Raw genomic sequence first — 18,770 nt, 5'->3', positions numbered from 1 at the left:
GAGCATTACCATGAGCGACCAGAACACCCCAAAAGCAGCTCCTGTCCTGCGCGAGTCGGCCACCTTCGACCGCCTGACGATCCAGGAAATCCAGCGCGCCGCCGAGACCGGCATCTATGACATTCGCGGTGGCGGCACCAAGCGCAAGCTGCCGCACTTCGATGACTTGCTGCTGCTTGGCGCCAGTGTTTCCCGTTATCCGTTGGAGGGCTATCGCGAGAAATGCGGCACGGACGTGATCCTCGGCAACCGTTTCGCCAAGAAACCATTGCACTTGAAAATCCCGGTGACCATCGCCGGTATGAGTTTCGGCGCGCTGTCGGCCAACGCCAAGGAAGCCTTGGGCCGTGGCGCGTCCATCGCCGGTACCAGCACCACCACTGGCGACGGCGGCATGACGCCCGAGGAACGCGGCCAGTCGCAGCATCTGGTTTACCAGTACCTGCCTTCACGCTACGGCATGAACCCCGACGACCTGCGCAAGGCCGATGCCATTGAAATCGTGCTGGGGCAGGGCGCCAAACCCGGTGGCGGCGGCATGTTGCTGGGCATGAAGGTGACCGAACGGGTTGCCGGGATGCGCACCTTGCCGGTCGGCGTCGATCAGCGCTCGGCGTGCCGTCATCCGGACTGGACCGGCCCGGACGACCTGGCGATCAAGATCGCCGAGATTCGCGAGATCACCGATTGGGAGAAGCCTATCTACGTCAAGATCGGCGCCAGTCGCCCGTATTACGACGTGAAGCTGGCGGTGAAGGCCGGTGCCGACGTGATCGTGCTCGACGGCATGCAGGGGGGCACCGCTGCGACTCAGGAAGTGTTCATCGAACATGTGGGCATTCCGATTCTGCCGGCGATTCCCCAGGCGGTTCAGGCGTTGCAGGAAATGGGCATGCACCGCAAGGTGCAGTTGATCGTCTCCGGCGGCATCCGCAATGGCGCCGACGTGGCCAAGGCCATGGCGCTGGGGGCCGACGCGGTCGCCATCGGCACGGCGGCGCTGATCGCGCTGGGTGACAACCATCCGCGTCTGGACGAGGAACTGAAGAAGATCGGCTCGGCGGCCGGCTTCTATGACGACTGGCAGAACGGCCGCGATCCGGCCGGGATCACCACCCAGGACCCGGAACTGGCCAAGCGGCTGGACCCGGTGGAAGGCGGTCGTCGCCTGGCCAACTATCTGCGGGTATTGGTGCTGGAGGCCCAGACCATGGCTCGGGCCTGCGGCAAGTCGCATCTGCATAACCTCGACCCCGAGGACCTGGTAGCGCTGACCGTGGAATCCGCCGCCATGGCCCGCGTGCCGCTGGCCGGTACGTCGTGGATTCCGGGTAGTCAGTACTAACCAGGTCCGCTTCTACACTCATGTTCGTTGCAATTGCTGTAGGAGCCACCTTGGTGGCGAATGCCTGCGTTTCGCCACCAAGGCGGCTCCTACAGTGCTGATTTCAAATGACGAGAGCCGCAAAGGCCGCATAACCAAAACCCATTGCTTTCTGCCAGACACTTTCCATTCCCGAAGCAGGAGCGTTGAACATGGTTAATCGTCTACCTGGAAAATCCCTTCTTTTATTACTCATGCTCTGCGCAGGCATCCCGCTGGCGCAGGCGGCCGAAACCCCGACGCTCAATACCGGCAGCACGGCTTGGATGGTAACCGCTGCCGTGCTGGTGCTCTTCATGTGCCTGCCGGGGCTGGCGTTGTTTTATGGCGGGCTGGTGCGGGCCAAGAAGATGTTGTCGCTGTTCACGCAATGCTTCGGCATTGCCGGGGTGGTGGGTGTGTTGTGGGTGATCTACGGCTACAGCATGGTGGTCGACAGCAGCAACATGGTCGCCGGTGAAGTCAGCTTCAACAGCTTCGTCGGCAGCCTGAACCGTGCGTTTCTGGCGGGCATGACGCCGGACAGTCTGGTAGGTGAGATCCCGGAGGGTGTGTTCGTGACTTTCCAGATGACCTTCGCGATCATCACGCCCGCGCTGATCGCCGGTGCCTTTGCCGAGCGCATGAAATTCTCTTCGGCCCTGGTGTTCATGGCGGCCTGGTTCACCCTGGTTTATGCACCGGTCGCGCACATGGTGTGGGGCGGGGCGGGCGCGCTGATGCACAACTGGGGCGTGCTGGATTTCGCCGGCGGCACCGCCGTGCATATCAACGCCGGTGTCGCAGCGTTGGCAGCGTGCATGGTGCTGGGCAAGCGCAAGGGTTATCAGAACACGCCGATGCCTGCCCATAACCTGAGCCTGACGATGGTCGGCGCGGCGATGCTGTGGGTCGGCTGGTTTGGTTTCAATATCGGCTCCGGCGGCGGCTTGAGCGGCACCTCCGGCGTAGTGATGATCAACACTCAGGTCGGCGCGTGCGCCGGGATTCTGGGCTGGATGTTCACCGAATGGTTCAAGGTCGGCAAGCCCAGCGCGTTGGGCCTGGCCTGCGGTGCGCTGGCCGGTTTGGTGGGGATTACACCGGCGTGCGCTTACGTGGGTGTCGGCGGCGCGTTGGTCATCGGCGTACTGTGCGGGGTGTTCTGCTACCTGAGCGTGACCGTTCTGAAACAGCGCCTGGGCTATGACGACAGCCTGGATGTGTTCGGCCTGCATGGCGTGGGCGGGATGATCGGTGCGGTATTGACCGGCGTGTTCTGCGTGCCGTCACTGGGTGGTCTGGTGCCCGACGTCAGCATGGGCGAACAGGTGATTGCGCAAATCAAGGGCGTGCTGTTCACCACGGTGTATTGCTTCGCGGTGAGCTGGGTGATTCTCAAGGTGGTCAAGGCTGTCATGGGCTTGCGAGCGCACGACACCGTCGAAGAGATGGGCCTGGATCTGGCCGAGCATAATGAGCGGGCATACAACCATTGAAGATGGCCGGTAGGAGCCAGCAAGCTGGCTCCTACCGATGTTCATTTAGCGAAATGCCGGGACCACATGCTTGATGAACAGCTCCAGAGACTTCTTCTTTTGCGCATGAGGCAGGCTGTTGTCGCACCAGAAGCTGAACTCATCGACGCCCAGTTCCTGGTAGTAGCGAATGCGCGGGATGATGTCCTCCGGAGTGCCGATCATGGTGTTCTTGCGGATGCTGTCCAGCTGGAATTCGGGACGCTCGGCGAACTTCTCTTCCGGGCTTGGCGCCAGGAAGCCGTTGACCGGCGTGGTCTTGTTACCGAACCAGGCATCGAAGGTGCGATAGAACTTCGAGATCGCCGTGGCGCCGACTTTCCAGCCTTCAGGCTCGTCTGCGCTGTGCACGTGGGTGTGACGCAGCACCATCAATTGCGGACGCGGCACGTTCGGGTTGTTGGCCAGCGCGGCTTCGAACTTGTTCGTCAGATCCACCACTTCCTCATCGCCCTTCATCAGTGGCGTGACCATTACGTTGCAGCCATTCTGTACTGCGAAGTTGTGGGAATCCGGGTCGCGGGCGGCGATCCACATCGGTGGCGCCTTGATCGGTTTGGGCACGCTGGTGGACGTGGGAAATTTCCATATCTCGCCGTCATGGGCGTAGTCGCCTTGCCACAGGGCACGGACGACCGGCACCATCTCGCGCAGTGCCTTGCCGCCTTCGGAAGCAGGCATGCCGCCGGCCATGCGGTCGAACTCGACCTGATAAGCGCCACGGGCCAGGCCCACTTCCATGCGCCCGTTACTGATAACGTCCAGCAAAGCGCATTCACCGGCGACCCGCAGCGGATGCCAGAACGGCGCAATGATGGTGCCGGCACCCAGGTGGATGGTGGTGGTTTTCCCGGCCAGATACGCCAGCAGCGGCATCGGGCTTGGGGAAATGGTGTATTCCATCGCGTGGTGCTCACCGATCCATACGGTACTGAAACCGCCTTGTTCGGCCATCAGCGTCAGCTCGGTCAGGTCTTCGAACAACTGACGATGGCTGACACTTTCGTCCCAGCGTTCCATGTGCACGAACAACGAAAATTTCATGACACTCACCTCGGTTCAATCATGGCGCCCAGGATCAGGCGCACGAGTTTTCAGTATGGATGCAGGCGCGGTTCAAGCCAGTTCCGGCAGCGCGCCCATCTGGCCGCGGCAGTACACCAGCGGCGCCGCAGGCTGTTCGGGCAGGATCAGATTCTTCACCGCACCGACCATGATCGCGTGGTCGCCGCCTTCGTACTCGCGCCACAACTCGCATTCGATGATAGCGGTGGCGTTGGCCAGCAAGGGGTTGCCCAGCTCACTCAGCGTCCAGGCGATACCGGCGGCCTTGTCCTTGCCTTTGCGGGCAAACGCGTAGGCTTCGGCCTGTTGCGTGCCGGACAGCAAGTGAATGGCGAAGCGTTTGTTCTTGATCAGGGTCGGGTAGGAATCCGAACTGTAGTTGGGGCAAAACAGGACCAGGGCAGGGTCCATGGACAGCGAGCTGAACGCACTGGCGGTCAGGCCGACCACGTCGCCGTCGTCGTTGAGTGTGGTGATGACCGTGACGCCGGAGGGAAACGAGCCCATGACGTTCTTGTAGGCAGTTGCGTCGATCATTTGCTACCTCTGCAGGCTGTGCCGGAGCGATGAATTATTGTTGTCTGATGGTATACCGTAATACTTTCAAGGCAAGCATTTTTTCGTCTGCCCGATGATCCACCTCCGTAGCCCTCGACCTGTAAGGGCCTGCACTGGACCCGAAGATGCGGCTCTTTTCGACCCTTGCGGTTGGCAAAGAAACACGACTGTCGGGGTTGCATTATTTTGGCATACCATAATATGGTGTAATCGACGCAGTGGATGACCTGATCGACTACCGGTGCTTATTATCCTGAGCGCCGGCAGCCCGATCCGGAGTCACTGCATGGTTTTGGCTCAGCACAACAACAATCAGGCGAGACAATGTTTTTTTCCTATCCCGATACAGTGGTGCACGCCACCACGCGCCGTGGCGCTTCTCAGTTGCATAGCAATTTTCTCCTGCCAGGACTCCAGGTCTGACGCCTGACTCCACCCGTGCGTGAAGCCTCGGGACTGCATGGCCATTGACTCAAGATCCTCGCGCTGCGGACAGGCGTTCGCGCACCCGGCTGATCGTCAAAGGCTGGCATGAACCGAAGCATTCGTTTTCCGGCATCTTGAAAAAGGTGCATGGCCATTGGTTTCGAGATCGTGAATATGTCCCAGAACAGCGCAGCCGCTCCCCTGATTGAAAACCATACCGTCGACTATGTTCCGCTTGCCGAGCGCCACGGCAAGGCGAGGGACCTGTTCACCCTGTGGTTCAGCACCAACATCGCGCCGTTGCCCATCGTCACCGGCGCGATGGCGATCCAGGTATTCCACCTCGACTTTTTCTGGGGGCTGCTGGCAATCATCGCCGGCAACCTGATCGGCGGATTCGTCATCGGCCTGGCGTCGGCTCAAGGGCCGCGCCTGGGCATTCCGCAGATGGTTCAGAGTCGCGGCCAGTTCGGACGCTACGGCGCGTTATTGATCGTGTTCATCACCGCGCTTATCTACGTCGGGTTCTTCATCTCCAACATCGTGCTGTCCGGCAAATCGATCCAGGGCATCGCGCCGTCGGTGTCGCTACCGACCGGGATCATCATCGGGGCATTGAGCGCCACCGCCATCGGCGTGATCGGCTACCGCTTCATTCATACCCTGAACCGCATCGGCACCTGGGTGATGGGCTCTGCCTTGCTCGCCGGCTTCAGCATGATCTTCCTTAATGATCTGCCCCAGGATTTCTTCCAGCGCGGCGGCTTCAATCTGTCCGGATTTCTGGCCACCGTCTCGCTGGGGATCATCTGGCAGATCAGCTTCTCGCCGTATACCTCGGACTATTCGCGCTACCTGCGCTGCGACATCGGCGTCAGCAAGCCGTTCTGGGCCACATATCTGGGCGCGACCCTGGGCACTATTCTGTCGTTCAGTTTCGGCGCCACCGCAGCACTGGCCACGCCCGAAGGCACCGAAGCGATGGCGGCGGTCAAGCAATCGACCGGCTTGCTGGGCCCGGTGCTGATGGTGTTGTTCCTGCTCAACATCATCAGCCACAACGCCTTGAACCTGTACGGTGCAGTACTTTCCATCGTCACCTCGATCCAGACCTTCGCTGGGCAGTGGACGCCCAGTGTCAGAGTGCGAGTGATCCTGTCCACGATCGTGCTGGCGGCCTGCTGCTTCATCGCACTGTCCGCATCCAGCGACTTCATCAGCCGGTTCATCGGCCTGATCCTGGCGCTGCTTATCGTGCTGGTGCCATGGGCATCGATCAATATCATCGACTTCTACCTGATCAAGCGCGGCGAGTACGACATTCAGTCGATCTTCCGGGCCGACGGCGGAATCTACGGCTGCTTCAACCCCCACGCGATCATCGCCTACGGCATCGGCATTCTGGTGCAGGTGCCGTTTGCCAATACCGCTGTATGGGTAGGCCCGTACGCCAACTATATAGAAGGAGTGGACCTGTCCTGGCTGGTCGGCCTGGCGGTGACTTGCCCGCTTTACTACTGCCTGGCGACTCGTGGCAAGACTCAAACCGTTAAAGCCGCGCGCTTGCGCTACAGCGACTGATCGGCCTGCCTTGAAGCCGAAACGCCCTGGGCCTGAGCCTGGGGCGTTTTCGTTCGGCTCAATGCCACGCAAAATAACGACGGCTTGTGCCGTCGTCAAAACCAGAGGAGGTGTGAAGCGGTTGCCGGTTAGAACAGCGAAATCGGATAGTCCACAATCACGCGGTATTCGTCCGTACTGCGTTGCGCTTCGGTGCGGAACGAGCCGAAGCGCAAAGCGGCATTCAGGCCTTTGGCCGGGCCGGATGCGAAGGTGTAGGCCAGCGTCAGGTCTCGCGCCCACTCCTTCATGTCGCCTGCGGCGGATTTGATGTTGTCGCCGCGCTGATACATGCTCTTGAAGGTCCAGCCCGGCAGGTTTATGCCTTTGAGGTCATAGCCGTAACGCAGCTGCCAGGTGCGCTCACCGAAGTGGAGTCGGCCTCGACACTGGCCACCGCCGTGGCGGAGCATTTCGGTTCCACGGTACTGCCCGAATCCGCAGCCCGGGCGATGCGGCAGGTTCAGGATGTGCACCTGAGCTGCATCGTCGAACCGGAAATCGAAGCGCCATTGGCACTGTGCCTGTCCGGCCACCTGCCGCTGTCGGTGCCTGGGCAGGCGGTGAAAGCGATTTTGCTGGAGCTGATCGCAGAAATGCGCGGCACGCTGGAGTCTTCGCAGCTTTGATGTAAGAGAGTGAGGAAACAGACAGCCCCTTCGCCAGCAAGCTGGCTCCTACAGAACTGCGGCATACTTCAGGCCTGTAGGAGACAGCTTGCTGGCGAAGGCGGATGCAAGATCACTGCAGGCAGCTGTGGTGCATGTCTCAATGCGCACCAGCCGCCTTATTCAGGTCGCTGTCGAGCCATTCGGTGTAGATGCAGGCATCCGCCGCGGCCCAGCGTACCCGCGCTTGATCGCCGGTTTTCAGCGGCATGCCGGTGGCGGACAGGGCTTTTACCGTCATTGCCGTGCCGCTGGCAGTCACGACCGAGCAGGTCTGGCTTTCCCCGAGGAAAAGCACTTCGGTGACCGTCGCGTTGACTTCGTTCCAGCCGGCTTCCAGCGGCATACTGCTGGCCTGCTCGACACTCAAGGCCAGCGCTTTTTCCGGACGCACCATCAACAGCACATCCTGTTCGGTGCTCAGCCCCGAAGTCAGGCGTATCGCCAGCGGTTTGCCTTCAAAACTCGCCACGCCGTTGCCCTGGGCCTTGAGCTTGAGGAAATTCGAGTTGCCGAGAAAGGACGCAACGAACGCGTTGGGCGGGTTCTGGTACAGGTCGTAGCCGCTGCCCAGCCCGACGATCTTGCCGTGACTGAAAATCGCGATGCGCTGGGACAGGCGCATGGCTTCTTCCTGATCGTGGGTCACATAGACGATGGTGATGCCCAGCCGACGATGCAGCTGGCGCAGTTCATCCTGCAGGTCTTCGCGCAGCTTCTTGTCCAGCGCGCCGAGGGGTTCGTCCATCAGCAAAATGCGTGGCTCGTAGACCAGTGCCCGGGCGATGGCGACGCGCTGTTGCTGTCCACCAGACAGCTGCGAAGGGCGGCGGTGGGCGAACTGCTCCAGCTGCACCAGCTTGAGCATCGCATCGACCCGCTTGTCGCGCTCGGCGGCCGCCAGTTTGCGGATTGCCAGCGGAAACGCGATGTTATCGCGCACCGACAAGTGCGGGAACAGCGAGTAACGCTGGAACACCATGCCGATATCGCGCTTGTGCGGCGGCACGTTCACCAGCGACTTGCCACCGACCAGGATTTCCCCGGAGCTGGGCGTCTCGAAACCGGCCAGCATCGACAGCGTGGTGCTCTTGCCCGAGCCGCTGGAACCGAGAAAGGTCAGGAATTCACCATCCTGAATGTCCAGGGAAATATTGTCGACGGCGGCGAAATCGCCATAGTGCTTGTTGAGATTGCACAGGCTGACCAGGGGCTTCCGGTCCTGCTGCGCGGGGTCTTTGATCACGGCACTCATGAGGTACTCCTGGCTTCGTTGCGGCGGCGCAAGGACGCGGCGATGAACATGACCAATACCGACAATGCGATCAGCAGTGTCGAGGCGACGGCGATGACCGGGGTCAGGTCCTGACGCAACGTGGTCCACATTTTCACGGGAAGGGTTTGCAGGGTAGGGCTGGCCATCATCACACTGAGCACCACTTCATCCCACGACACCAGGAAGGCGAACAGCGCACCGGCGATCATGCCCGGCCGAATACCGGGGAAGGTCACCTTGAACACGGCCTGCAGGCGCGATGCACCGCAGATCACGGCGGCGTCCTCGATGGACTGATCGAACAGCTTGAGCGAGTTGATGATCGAAATGATGGTGAACGGCAGCGCCACGATCACGTGGCTGACCACGAACGAGAACAGCGTGCCGGTATAGCCCAGCTTGAGAAACAGCGCGTAGACCGCGACGGCGATAATGACCAGCGGCACGATCATCGGCAGGGTGAACACGCCGTACAGCAGGTCACGCCCCGGAAAACGCCCGCGCACCAGGGCAAACGCGGTGGGCAGGCCCAGCGCGACCGCGGCGATGGTCGTCAGAATCGCCACTTTGAAGCTGGACATCGCCGCGTCCATCCACTCCGGATTGGAGAAGAACTGCTGATACCACTTCAGGGTCCAGCCCGGCGGCGGGAACACCAGCCACTGGGACGAGCCGAACGACAGCAGCACGATGAACAGAATCGGCAGCAGCAGAAACAGCGCGATCAACCCGGTGGTCAGATACAGCCCCGTCCGCAGACCGGGGCTCATGGCATTGGGAGTCAGGAGCATGGCGGCTTACCTCGCGTTACTGGCGCCAACCGGGGATTCCGGCTGGAGCTTCAGGTAGAAGTAGAACAGCACCAGTGTGATCACGATCAGCAACGCGGCAGCGGCACTGGCCAGGCCCCAGTTGAGGAACGACTGCACCTGCTGGACGATAAACTCCGGCAGCATCATGTTCTGCGCACCACCGAGCAGCGCCGGGGTGACGTAGTAACCCAGGGACATGACGAATACCATCAGCCCGCCGGAAAACAGCCCCGGCCGACACAGCGGCAGGAATACCCGGAAGAAGTTGGTCCGCGGGCTGGCGCCGCAGATCGAGCCGGCCTGCAACACCATCGGATCGATGGCCGCCATGGTCGCCTGCAACGGCAGGACGATGAACGGGATCATGATGTAACTCATGCCGATCACCACGCCGGTCAGGTTGTGCACCATCTCCAGCGGCTGATCGATGATGCCCATCGCCATCAGCGCCTTGTTGATGACACCGGACGCCTGCAGCAATACCAGCCAGGAGTAGGTACGCGCCAGCAGGCTGGTCCACATCGACAGCAGCACGATGTTCAGAATCCAGCGGCCCCAGCCACGCGGCACCAGCGTGATCACCCAGGCCAGCGGAAACCCCAGCAGCAAGCTGAACAGCGTGACCAGGCCGGCCACCGAAAAGGTATTGAGCAGCACGCGTGAGTACGCCGAATTGGCGAACAGCTGTTCGTAGTTGCCCAGCCCTGGCGTCGGTTCCAGCACGCCACGCAGCAGCAGGCCGATCAGCGGCGCGAAGAAGAACAGGCCCAGGAAAATCAGCGCCGGCAGCAGATTGCGGCTGCCGCGCCAGCGGGTGGACAGAGAAGGGGTTGGCTGCACGCTCGCCGCCGGGTTGGAAACCGCGCCGGCGGCGCTGGAAGCACCACCGGCAGGTTTGGTTGGAGCGGACGCCACGCTCGGCATTTTTACTTGACCAGCCATTCGTTCCACCGTGTCGCGATGGCCGGGCCGTTCTTGGCCCAGTATGCGAAGTCGAGAGTGATCTGGTCCGGTGCGTATGCGGTGGGCAGGTTAGGCGCCAGGGTCGAGTCAAGGCGTTGCACGCTGTCCAGGTTCACCGGGGCATAGGCGCTGAGGTTGGAGAAGTCGGCCTGGCCTTTGGCACTGGTGGCCTCGGCAATGAACTTCATGGCCGCGTCCTTGTTCTTGGCGCCCTTGGGGACGACCAGGAAATCGGCCATGACCAGGTTCTGCTTCCAGCTCACGCCGACCGGCGCGCCGTCCTGTTGCAGGGCGTAGACCCGGCCATTCCACATCTGGCCCATGGACGCTTCGCCCGAAGCCAGCAGCTGTTGGGACTGCGCACCGCCGCCCCACCAGACGATGTCTTTCTTGATGGTGTCGAGTTTCTTGAACGCGCGATCCAGGTCCAGCGGGTAAAGCTTGTCGGCCGCCACGCCGTCAGCCAAAAGCGCCAGTTCCAGCACGCCGGGGCTCGGCCATTTGTACAGGGCGCGCTTGCCGGGATAGGTCTTGGTGTCGAACATCGCAGCCCAGTCCGCCGGCGGTTTGCCGCCGACCTTGCCTTCGTTGTAGCCCAGCACGAAGGAGAAAAAGAATGAGCCTGCGCCATGATCGGAGACGAAGCGCGGGTCGATCCGTTCGCGCTTGATGGTGTTGAAATCCAGCGGTTCCAGCAAACCTTCACTGGCGGCGCGCAGGGCAAAGTCGGCTTCGACGTCAACGACGTCCCATTGCACGTTGCCGCTTTCGACCATTGCCTTGAGCTTGCCGTAGTCGGTAGGACCGTCCTGCACGACGGTGATCCCGCTGGCCTTGCTGAATGGCGCCGCCCACGCCTGCTTCTGGGCATCCTGGGTGGTACCGCCCCAGCTGACGAAATTGACGCTCTCGGCCGCCAGGGCGACGGTGCTCGAAAAGGCCAGCACGCCTGCCGCCAGAACCGCCGTTGCACGTTTATTCAACACCATTTTCACGCCCTCATTTGTTGTGGTTTGAGCGGGCTTTTCTGGCCCGCTTAATCGGGAGCAGTAGGTCCATGGGACCGGCGAAACTGGGGACCGCGTCAGGGGCTGTTATTTGTGCTGTCCCTGGCGGGCGCACCTGACATATTCCTGCGGTCTACGGGATGTCATATTATGGTATTCCAAACTTTGTGCAAGGGTTTTACGGTGCCCGATTCTCCTTGTGTGAACGGTCGATCAGCCGACAAACGGGATGCTTTCCACCACGTGCAGGTCGTAGCCGGTCAGACCCGCGTACTTGAGCGGTGGCCCGAGGTGGCGCAGCTTGCCGACGCCCAGATCCTGCAGGATCTGCGCGCCGGTACCCACTTCAGAATAGATCCGCGATTGCGACCGGGTGTACTGGCGCGGCGGGCGGGTCAGTTGCGGGATGCGTTCCAGCAATGCCTGGGACGACTCATGATTGGCCAGCACCACCACGACGCCGCGGCCTTCTTGGGCGACCCGTTCCAGCGCGGCCCACAGCGTCCAGTTGGCGGGACCGGTGTACTGCGCGCCGACCAGGTCGCGCAACGGGTCGACCACATGCACTCGCGCCAGCGTCGGATCTTCACGGCGAATGTCACCCATCACCATGGCCATGTGCACGCCGCCTTCGATGCGATCCTCGTAGCTATACAGCCGGAAAGTGCCGTGGACGGTGGGCAGTTCCCGCTCGCCGATACGTACCACGGTGTGTTCGTGACTGAGGCGGTAATGAATCAGGTCGGCGATGGTGCCGATGCGGATGCCGTGTTTTGCTGCGAAGCGCTCCAGGTCGGGACGCCGGGCCATGGTGCCGTCGTCGTTCATGACTTCGACGATCACTGACGCAGGGGTAAAGCCGGCCAGGCGCGCCAGGTCGCAACCGGCTTCGGTATGGCCGGCGCGGGTCAGCACGCCGCCGTCACGGGCGCGCAACGGAAAAATATGCCCCGGCTGCACCAGATCGTCCGCGCAGGCGCCCGGATCGACGGCTGCGGCGACGGTGCGGGCGCGGTCCGCCGCGCTGATGCCAGTGGTCACGCCGGTGGCGGCTTCGATGGACACGGTGAACGCAGTGGCAAAGGCGCTGCCGTTGCTGGGCACCATCTGTTCAAGGCCCAGGCGTTGGCAATGGTCGTCAGTCAGGGTCAGGCAGATCAGGCCGCGGGCTTCCCGGGCCATGAAACTGATGGCATCCGGCGTGCAGCGATCGGCCGCAAGCAACAGGTCGCCTTCGTTCTCGCGGTCTTCATCGTCGACCAGCAGGACCATTTTGCCCTGACGGTAATCGTCAAGGATGTCTTCGATGCGATCAAACGCCATGCTTGGGATCTCGCTGTGATGAATGACAAAATCGTGGTATACCATAAGACAGAATATTTCACACATTCCCATTGATTGAAACAGTGAGATCGCGATGAAGGCCTATTGGATTGCACACGTGGACGTGACTGAACCCGATCAGTACAGCGGCTATCTACAGCGCGCGCCGGCGGCATTCAGCCTGTACGGCGGCCGGTTTCTGGCTCGGGGAGGGCGCTCGCAAGCGCTGGAAGGACGGGCGACGCCGCAGCGCACCGTGGTGATCGAATTCGATTCCTATGAGCAGGCCGTAGCCTGCTACCAGTCACCGGAATATCAGGAAGCGTTGGCGCATCGACGGGGCGCGGCGGAGGCGGAAATCGTGATCGTTGAGGGGTTCGAGCCGTAACAAGGCGCCATGCAGGAGCGGACCGGGCGGCGCTCCGCTCCCACGAAGTCCGCTGCTACAGGCTCAGCGAATGAAATGCACCTTCCCGGTGTCATCATTGCCGATGTAGATGCCGTACACGCCGGCCTGGCGCTCGGCGATATAACGCTCCAGAATCTGGCGAATGGCGGGGTAGTAGATGCTGTCCCAAGGGATGTCCTGGGGCGCGAAGAACTTGTAGTCGAGGGTTTCCGGGCCGAACTGGCCGGTGACTTCCAGGGCGATGGCGCGGAACACGATGTACACCTCGCTGATCTGCGGCACGCTGAAGATCGAATACGGCGAGACGATCTCCGCGCGCACGCCGCTTTCTTCCCAGACTTCGCGCAGCGCCGCCTGCTCAGTGGTCTCGCCGCTTTCCATGAAGCCGGCCGGCAGCGTCCAGGTGCCGGGTCGCGGCGGGATCGCGCGCTGACACAACAGGTACTTGCCTTCCTGCTCGATGATGCAGCCGGCAATGATCTTCGGGTTGACGTAGTGGATATACCGGCAGCCGCCGCACATCAGCCGTTGGTGGGTATCGCCCGGTGGCGTGCAGAGCGCCAGGCCGGCGCTACCGCATTGGGGGCAGAAACGCGGCGCGGGCATGTCAGCGACCTATGCGCGGTTCTTTCAGCGCGACGGGGGCCACGATATCGCGTACCTGGGCATCGTCGTCCTGCTTGGACTTCAGATACTCCAGCGCCACACGGGCGGCATTGCGCACGTGGTCCACCGACGCTTCGTGGGCGGCCAGCGGGTCGCCGCTCTTGATCGCTTCGACGATGCGCTCCATTTCCTGATTGCTGGCGCCGCGACGGTTCTCTTGAGAAACGGAGGTGGCACGCAGGTAACTGATGCGCGCCTGCAACTGGCGCAGCTGGGTGGCGGCCACATGATTGCCCGAGCCTTCGAGCAGCACGTCGTAGAAACCCTGCACCGAGTCGATGACCTGCTGCAGCTCGCCTTCCTTCAGCGACTGGCGGTTTTCTTCCAGGGCCTTTTCCAGGGCACGAATGTCCTTGGGCTTGGCGCGCAGGGTGAACAGCTGGACGATCAGGCCTTCCAGCACGCAGCGCAGCTCGTAGATATCGCAGGCGTCTTCCAGGGTGATGATCGCAACTCGAGGCCCCTTGGCGTCGGCAAATTCCACCAGCCCTTCGGATTCCAGATGGCGCAGCGCTTCGCGCACCGAGGTGCGGCTCACACCCAGGCGGTCACACAGGTCTCGCTCGACCAGACGGTCACCGGGCAGCAGTTGAAAGTTCATGATCGCGCTGCGCAGTTTATCCAGCACGATTTCCCGCAAGGTGACGGGGTTTCGGTTGACCTTGAAGTTGTCGTCGAGTGGCAGGCGTTTCATCAGGTTTGCTCGGAGAAGGGCTGTCTTGGTAGTAACCGCGCCCGGATTACACCCGGACGGGTTGACGTCGGCAGCCCGGCGCTACGCGGGCTGCTGCATGTCCGGGTCGCACAAGCCCGGATCGGGGGCGAGTTTATCACGCTGACTGCCCAGTCCACCAAACAGCCCGCGTCAGGCCAGGCCGGGCAGGGCGCCGAGCTTGCCGCGGTGGTAGATCATCGGCGTGATCGGCGTCTGCGGCAGGATCAGGTTTTTCACCGCCCCAACGATAATAGCGTGATCGCCACCATCGTATTCGCGCCACAGTTCGCATTCTATGATCGCGGTGGCCTTGCTCAGCAAGGGATTGCCCAGGTCGCTGAGCTGCCACTCGATGCCTTTGGTCTTCTCCTTGCCCTTGCCGGCGAACGCATAGGCTTCGGCCTGCTGGTCGGCGGAGAGGAGATGAATGGCGAACTGCTTGCTCTCGCGCAGCACCGGATAGGTGTCGGACGCATAGTTGGGGCAGAACAGCACCAGCGCCGGGTCGATGGACAACGCGCTGAAGGCGCTGGCGGTAATGCCCGTCAGGTTGCCCTCTGCGTCCAGCGTGGTGACGATCGTGACGCCCGAAGGAAAGGACGCCATGACTTCTTTGTAAATGCCGGGTTCGATCATCGCAGTTACCTCTTAGCGCATCACAAATGGATCGGGCATGGGGGCCTGCGACAGGTTGATCCACACCGTTTTCAGTTCGGTATAGGCCAGCACCGAATCGATGCCGCTCTCACGCCCGTAACCGCTGTTCTTGAAGCCACCGATGGGCGCCATCGCCGAGACGGCACGATAGGTATTGACCCAGATGATCCCGGAGCGAATGTCACGGGCCAGGCGATGGGCGCGGCCCAGATCGCGAGTCCAGATGCCGGCGGCGAGGCCGAACTGGGAGTCGTTGGCAATCGCCAGAGCTTCGGCTTCGTCCTTGAAGCGGATCACCGACGCGACCGGGCCAAAGACTTCTTCCTGCATGATCTTCATCGAATTGCGGTCGCATTCGAACAGGGTCGGCTCGTAGAACCAGCCTTCGCCGGTCATCGCCGCACGCTTGCCGCCCAGGCGCAGACGGGCACCTTCGGCAACCGCATCGGCCACCAGGCCTTCGACCACGGCCAGCTGTTGAGCGGTAGCCATCGGCCCCATCTCGGTGTGTTCATCCTGCGGGCTACCGATGCGGATACGGCTGGCGCGCTCGACCAGACGCTCGACGAACTCATCGTAGATCTCGTCCTGCACCAGGAGCCGGGAGCCGGACACGCAACTCTGCCCGGAAGCGGCGTAGATTCCGGCCACCGCGCCATTGATCGCGCTGTCCAGATCGGCGTCGGCAAAGATGATGTTGGGCGACTTGCCACCCAGCTCCAGCGACAGCTTGGCGAAGTTCTCGGCACTGCTGCGCACCACATGCCGTGCCGTGGCCGCGCCGCCGGTAAAGGCAATCTTGCGTACCAGCGGATGGCGGGTAAGGGCGGCACCGGTGGTCGGCCCGTAACCGGTGACCACGTTCACCACGCCGGGCGGAATTCCGGCTTCCAGCGCCAGCCGCGCCAGTTCCAGCAGGGTCGCCGAAGCGTGTTCGGAAGGCTTGAGCACGATGGTGTTGCCCGCCGCCAGGGCCGGGGCCAGTTTGATCGCGGTCAGGTACAGCGGGCTGTTCCAGGGAATGATCCCGGCGACCACGCCCATCGGTTCGTGAACCGTGTAGGCAAACAGATCAGGCTTGTCCAAAGGCAGGGTGCCGCCTTCGAGCTTGTCGGCCAGGCCGGCGGTGTAGTGAAAGAACTCGGGCAGGTAGCTGACCTGGCCACGGGTTTCGCGGATCAGCTTGCCGTTGTCGCGGCTTTCCAGCTGGGCCAGTTGTTCCTTGTTCTCGGCAATCAGATCGCCCAGACGGCGCAGCAACTTGCCGCGAGCGGTGGCGGTCAGGCCGCGCCAGGCCGGGCTTTCGAAGGCCCGTTGCGCAGCCTGCACCGCACGCTCGACGTCGGCTTCATCGGCGTCCGGCAACTGCGCCCAGGGCTGGGCCAGCGCCGGGTTCAGGCTGTCGAAGGTCTTGCCGGACAGGGCATCGACCCATTCGCCGTCGATGCACATCTGGAAGCGGGTCAGGCTCATGCAACAATCCCCTTGATCGAGTTATGGACGGCGGCCGACTTGTCGAGGAAATCCAGCAGCACCTGGTTGACCAGACGCGGCGATTCCACCGGCATCATATGCCGCTGCTCGGGCAGTATCGCCACTTCCGCGCCGCGAATGCGCATGGCCAGCTGGCGGGCCATCTCAGGCGTGGAACCGGGGTCCAGCTCGCCGGTGGCAATCAGCGTCGGCACCTGAATATCGCCGAGATCGTCGGCGCGGTACATATCCTGGGTCGCGAACAGTTTGTAGGTGGTCAGGTAACCCTGTGGATCATTGCCGGCCAGGTCCTGGCGGATCGCCGCGATCTGTGCCGGATTGGCCGCCTGATATTCGCGGCTGAACCATCGCGACAAGGCCTCGGCGGCATTGGCGTCAGGGCCATGTTCAGCCGCCTGGCTGGTGCGGGCAATGACGCTCGCACGTTGTTCGGGGCTGCGGTTGAACACGCTGTTGAGCACCACCAGGCCGGAAAGCCGGTCACTGAAGTGCAGGGCGAATGCTCGCGCCACCAGACCTCCCATGGAAAACCCGATGACCGTGGCCTGGGCGACTCCCAGATGATCGAGCAATTCGACCAACTGGTCGGCGTAGCCAAGCAGGTCGGTTTCCGGGGCCGGGCGCGGACTGGCGCCATGGCCCAGCATGTCATAGGCAATGACGTGGTAATGCGGGGCCAGGCCGACGATCTGTCCGCCCCACATTTCCTTGTTCAGGCCCACCCCGTGAATCAACACCACAGGATGGCCTTGGCCGGTCGCCAGGTAACTGGTTCCGGCCGGGGTGCGTTCAGCAGTGAGCTGAATCATGGAACACTCCTGCGCAGGCATGAGGAAGAGGTCGGTTTACTGGGCTTTTTCAGCAGCCAGTTCTTCCAGATCGATATAGCGGTTGCCGATACGCGGGTGCAGACGACCGCCATTGGCAGCGCCGAGCACGACGATGATCTCGTCGGCGCGAGGGGAGTCCTCGATCTGCATTTCCAGGGTGATGTAGTGCGAACGCAGGCCTTCGTCGTCCTTGTGCATCATTGGAATCTGGATGGAAGTGCCGGGGCCGCCGCGCTTGTTGGTGAAGCTCAAATAGCTTTTGGCTTGAACCGCTTCACGGTAGTGGTTGCCGAAACGCAAGGTGTGAATCACAGCGGAGGCGTGCTCGATTTCGCCCTCGGCGCCGACCACGGCGGCTTTGCCGTAGGCTTCGATCTTGTCGGCACCGCCGATGGCGGCGGTGAGGCGCTTGACCATCAGCTCGCCCAGCTCCGAGCAGTTGGCGCGGATTTCAGGCTTGAGGTCTTCAACGAAACCGCGACCCAGCCAGGGGTTCTTGATCACCACCGCCAGGCCGACCATGGTGACCGGCTTGTCGGCCGCCTTGCCGCCTTCGATGAAGGTTTCTTCGGTGTAATTGACGATTTTGCGAATTTCAAAGCTCATGGTCGACTCCCGGTTCGAGCGCTATTGTATTTCGTCTGATGGTATACCATAAGATCGGACATGCAAGAGCTTTGTGTCGGGATGTTGAAATATTCCACGGTGGCCACGCGGACCGTCTCGCCTTATAGCGCCTGCACGTATCGGATCAGAGGCAATGCGATGCCGTCGTCTTCGAACACCCGCGGGCGGGTCGTTTGCCGAATGAAGCCGGCGGCGACATAGAAGCGCTCCGCCCGCTGGTTTCCGTCCAGTGCCCAGAGCGTAACCTGGCAATGTCCTGAGGCAACCAACGCCTGGCGCGATGCCTGCCAGAGCAGCCGTCCGCCACCCTGACCCCATACCTGCGGATGCAGGTACAGCGAATAAAGCTCGCCGGTTAAAGGTGGCGCGTCGTCGTCACGACTGGAACCGAAGGAACTCCACCCGACAATCTCACTGTCGCGCTCCGCGACCCAGGCATCGAGTCTGCCGTTCGCCAGCGCGGACTCGATGAAGGTCGCGCGCCGCTGGACCGTGTTCCCCAAGGCCAGCAGATAGGTCGGCGACAGCAGGTCTCGGTAGGCCGCTTGCCAACTGGCGATATGAACCTTGGCGATTGAAGTGGCGTCGGCAGGCGCGGCAAGGCGGATCGAGAGCGGCGTAGTAACAGGTACAGGCACAGGCGAGATTTCCTTGATAAGCAGTTATTCATTTGAACCAGGGAAACATATAAGTCGGATGGCGCCATCGGCAATGAACAAACGAACCTATGCTTAGTCTGTTTTGTACAACTGT

General features: G+C 61.9%; 19 protein-coding genes and 1 pseudogene. 5 read left to right on the top strand and 15 right to left on the bottom strand.

Going from position 1 to position 18,770, the window contains the following annotated elements:
- Positions 1 to 10 precede the first annotated feature (10 nt).
- Complete coding sequence (locus tag EGJ27_RS03405) at positions 11 to 1,345, top strand: FMN-binding glutamate synthase family protein (protein WP_125829290.1); 1,335 nt, start codon at positions 11 to 13, stop codon at positions 1,343 to 1,345.
- A gap of 191 nt (positions 1,346 to 1,536) precedes the next feature.
- Complete coding sequence (locus tag EGJ27_RS03400) at positions 1,537 to 2,862, top strand: ammonium transporter (RefSeq protein ID WP_125829289.1); 1,326 nt, start codon at positions 1,537 to 1,539, stop codon at positions 2,860 to 2,862.
- 45 nt (positions 2,863 to 2,907) lie between these two features.
- Here EGJ27_RS03400 and EGJ27_RS03395 read toward each other — a convergent pair whose 3' ends face one another.
- Both EGJ27_RS03395 and EGJ27_RS03390 read right to left on the bottom strand, forming a co-directional pair.
- Positions 2,908 to 3,945: an LLM class flavin-dependent oxidoreductase gene (locus EGJ27_RS03395; protein ID WP_125829288.1), complete on the bottom strand. Its 1,038-nt coding sequence runs from the start codon at positions 3,943 to 3,945 to the stop codon at positions 2,908 to 2,910.
- Positions 3,946 to 4,017: 72 nt separating this feature from the next.
- Positions 4,018 to 4,503, bottom strand: coding sequence for a flavin reductase family protein (locus tag EGJ27_RS03390; protein WP_125829287.1), 486 nt, complete (start codon positions 4,501 to 4,503; stop codon positions 4,018 to 4,020).
- Positions 4,504 to 5,124: 621 nt separating this feature from the next.
- On the opposite strand from EGJ27_RS03390, the gene EGJ27_RS03385 reads away from it, so the two are divergent.
- A complete protein-coding gene (locus tag EGJ27_RS03385) occupies positions 5,125 to 6,531 on the top strand; it encodes a cytosine permease (RefSeq protein ID WP_125829451.1) in 1,407 nt (468 codons plus the stop codon).
- A gap of 128 nt (positions 6,532 to 6,659) precedes the next feature.
- Here EGJ27_RS03385 and EGJ27_RS03380 read toward each other — a convergent pair whose 3' ends face one another.
- A complete protein-coding gene (locus EGJ27_RS03380) occupies positions 6,660 to 6,983 on the bottom strand; it encodes an OprD family outer membrane porin (protein WP_125829286.1) in 324 nt (107 codons plus the stop codon).
- Between EGJ27_RS03380 and EGJ27_RS03375 the strand changes: the two are divergent.
- A pseudogene (locus tag EGJ27_RS03375) lies at positions 6,933 to 7,199 on the top strand (nitrogen assimilation transcriptional regulator); the annotation flags it as partial. The gene EGJ27_RS03380 and the pseudogene EGJ27_RS03375 sit on opposite strands and share 51 nt — an antisense overlap.
- 139 nt (positions 7,200 to 7,338) lie before the next feature.
- Here EGJ27_RS03375 and EGJ27_RS03370 read toward each other — a convergent pair.
- The 5 genes from EGJ27_RS03370 to ribBA all read right to left on the bottom strand — a co-directional run bounded on the left by EGJ27_RS03370 (position 7,339) and on the right by ribBA (position 12,619).
- Positions 7,339 to 8,493 carry an ABC transporter ATP-binding protein gene (locus tag EGJ27_RS03370; protein ID WP_125829285.1) on the bottom strand — a complete coding sequence of 385 codons (1,155 nt, stop codon included), beginning with the start codon at positions 8,491 to 8,493 and terminating at the stop codon, positions 7,339 to 7,341.
- Positions 8,490 to 9,305 carry an ABC transporter permease gene (locus tag EGJ27_RS03365; protein ID WP_125829284.1) on the bottom strand — a complete coding sequence of 272 codons (816 nt, stop codon included), beginning with the start codon at positions 9,303 to 9,305 and terminating at the stop codon, positions 8,490 to 8,492. The genes EGJ27_RS03370 and EGJ27_RS03365 overlap by 4 nt, the downstream gene beginning before the upstream one ends.
- A gap of 6 nt (positions 9,306 to 9,311) precedes the next feature.
- Positions 9,312 to 10,268: an ABC transporter permease gene (locus EGJ27_RS03360; RefSeq protein ID WP_125829283.1), complete on the bottom strand. Its 957-nt coding sequence runs from the start codon at positions 10,266 to 10,268 to the stop codon at positions 9,312 to 9,314.
- A complete protein-coding gene (locus EGJ27_RS03355) occupies positions 10,253 to 11,278 on the bottom strand; it encodes an ABC transporter substrate-binding protein (protein ID WP_125829282.1) in 1,026 nt (341 codons plus the stop codon). The genes EGJ27_RS03360 and EGJ27_RS03355 overlap by 16 nt, the downstream gene beginning before the upstream one ends.
- A 231-nt stretch (positions 11,279 to 11,509) precedes the next feature.
- A complete protein-coding gene (ribBA, locus tag EGJ27_RS03350) occupies positions 11,510 to 12,619 on the bottom strand; it encodes a bifunctional 3,4-dihydroxy-2-butanone-4-phosphate synthase/GTP cyclohydrolase II (protein ID WP_125829281.1) in 1,110 nt (369 codons plus the stop codon).
- Positions 12,620 to 12,713: 94 nt separating this feature from the next.
- Here ribBA and EGJ27_RS03345 point away from each other — a divergent pair, with 94 nt between their 5' ends.
- On the top strand, positions 12,714 to 13,007 hold the full coding sequence (locus EGJ27_RS03345; RefSeq protein ID WP_125829280.1) for a DUF1330 domain-containing protein: 294 nt from the start codon (positions 12,714 to 12,716) through the stop codon (positions 13,005 to 13,007).
- 63 nt (positions 13,008 to 13,070) lie between these two features.
- On the opposite strand, the gene EGJ27_RS03340 is transcribed toward EGJ27_RS03345, so the two are convergent.
- The 7 genes from EGJ27_RS03340 to EGJ27_RS03310 all read right to left on the bottom strand — a co-directional run bounded on the left by EGJ27_RS03340 (position 13,071) and on the right by EGJ27_RS03310 (position 18,655).
- Positions 13,071 to 13,634: an NUDIX hydrolase gene (locus EGJ27_RS03340; RefSeq protein ID WP_125829279.1), complete on the bottom strand. Its 564-nt coding sequence runs from the start codon at positions 13,632 to 13,634 to the stop codon at positions 13,071 to 13,073.
- Position 13,635: 1 nt separating this feature from the next.
- Positions 13,636 to 14,388 (bottom strand): GntR family transcriptional regulator, encoded by a 753-nt coding sequence (locus EGJ27_RS03335; protein WP_125829278.1) that lies wholly within the window; start codon positions 14,386 to 14,388, stop codon positions 13,636 to 13,638.
- 171 nt (positions 14,389 to 14,559) lie between these two features.
- A complete protein-coding gene (locus EGJ27_RS03330) occupies positions 14,560 to 15,045 on the bottom strand; it encodes a flavin reductase family protein (protein WP_125829277.1) in 486 nt (161 codons plus the stop codon).
- Between the two features lie 12 nt (positions 15,046 to 15,057).
- Positions 15,058 to 16,539: an aldehyde dehydrogenase gene (locus tag EGJ27_RS03325; RefSeq protein WP_125829276.1), complete on the bottom strand. Its 1,482-nt coding sequence runs from the start codon at positions 16,537 to 16,539 to the stop codon at positions 15,058 to 15,060.
- Positions 16,536 to 17,369, bottom strand: coding sequence for an alpha/beta fold hydrolase (locus tag EGJ27_RS03320; RefSeq protein WP_125829275.1), 834 nt, complete (start codon positions 17,367 to 17,369; stop codon positions 16,536 to 16,538). Before EGJ27_RS03320 ends, EGJ27_RS03325 begins: the two co-directional genes overlap by 4 nt.
- A 36-nt stretch (positions 17,370 to 17,405) precedes the next feature.
- The gene (locus tag EGJ27_RS03315) at positions 17,406 to 17,996 is read right to left on the bottom strand and encodes an amino acid synthesis family protein (RefSeq protein ID WP_125829274.1); all 591 of its coding nucleotides are present in this window, start codon (positions 17,994 to 17,996) and stop codon (positions 17,406 to 17,408) included.
- Between the two features lie 122 nt (positions 17,997 to 18,118).
- Positions 18,119 to 18,655, bottom strand: coding sequence for a GNAT family N-acetyltransferase (locus EGJ27_RS03310; protein WP_158619330.1), 537 nt, complete (start codon positions 18,653 to 18,655; stop codon positions 18,119 to 18,121).
- Between the last annotated feature and the right edge of the window lie 115 nt (positions 18,656 to 18,770).

Source organism: Pseudomonas sp. v388 (assembly GCF_003935425.1).
In the GTDB taxonomy this organism is placed as follows: Bacteria; Pseudomonadota; Gammaproteobacteria; order Pseudomonadales; family Pseudomonadaceae; genus Aquipseudomonas.
This window is presented reverse-complemented; position numbering and strand designations above follow the sequence as displayed.